The sequence below is a fragment of the Actinoplanes sp. NPDC048791 genome (genome assembly GCF_040650095.1).
Taxonomy (GTDB): domain Bacteria; phylum Actinomycetota; class Actinomycetes; order Mycobacteriales; family Micromonosporaceae; genus Actinoplanes.
In genome coordinates, this window is sequence record NZ_JBEZGQ010001720.1 from 1 (window position 1) to 1,092 (window position 1,092).

The window sequence follows — 1,092 nt, forward strand, 5'->3', positions numbered from 1 at the left end:
GTCGAGGCGCCGGACCGTCCCCACGGCCTGGCCGGCCACGACGGTGAGCGCGACCACGCCGAGAAGGAAGACGATGATCAGCACCAGGTCCGACCGGTCCGCCCCGCCGGCCCAGAGGTAGCCGGCGGTGACCGCGAACAGCAGCGCGGCGGCCCCGGCGGGCGCCGCGACCAGCCACAGCAGCCGACCCCGCAACAGGGTGTCGTCCGGCGCGGGCACGGCGGACGAGGGTGATTCGGGCATGGGCGTCCTCAGTCGGCGGGAGACTTTGTGGTGGCTACGCATTCAGCGAATTCCACTGTGGAAGCAGCGACCACTCTAGTGCTCCGGAAAATCTTGTCCAGCGAAGTCGCGGAATGCCAGCAGAACCGCGCGCGCCGAACCGCCCGGCCGTATTTCTGCACAAGGACTGTCGTCAAAGGACGCTGATTGATTCCGGCCGGCCGAGAGGCGCGCGGGCACCACGGCACCGTTGGACGACTGCGCCTGCCACGGCCGCGACCAGCGCCACCACCAGGGCGGTCAGCTGGAGGATTGTGCCCCAGCGGCGGCCACCGCCGGCGCCCACCGGCGCCGCCACCACACGCAGTTCGCGGCCGCGGCCAGCACGATGGTCAGTCCAGGAGGGACAGTGGGATGCTCATTCGTTCAGGATCAGTTCCGTGGCGTGCCGGGACGCGGCCAGCAGCACCGGATCCGGATCGCGCTGCCACATCTCGATCGCCGCGTCGGCGAACTTGATGGCGTGCGCGTCCCCGGACTCGGTGGCCTGCTGCAGCACGGCCGGCGCATCACCGGCACCGGGTGTGAAGGCGCGAGCAGTCGGGGGAGCGTAGGCGGCCGTCACCGCGGCAGTGGCCGCCCACGCCGCCGCGAGGCTCGGCCCGTGCAGCGCGACCGGTAGCGAGGGCAGAGTTCGCAGTACGGCCAGCGGTGCCGTTGCCGCGTGCACGAGCAGCACCGGGTTCCCGTACCCATGGGTGGTGTGCAGGCGGACCGCCGCCGTGACGATCCCGGCCAGCCGGTCCTCGACGGTGTCCTGATCCGGGCCGGGCACCGCCCCTACCGCGGCCGGCCAGCCCGGCAGGTCGG

The 1,092-nt window shown here is 72.2% G+C and carries 2 pseudogenes; both read right to left on the reverse strand.

The window, feature by feature from the left end:
• A pseudogene (locus tag AB0C29_RS49910) lies at positions 1-243 on the reverse strand (hypothetical protein); the annotation flags it as partial.
• Between the two features lie 397 nt (positions 244-640).
• Positions 641-1,092: pseudogene (locus AB0C29_RS49915) on the reverse strand (hypothetical protein); the annotation flags it as partial.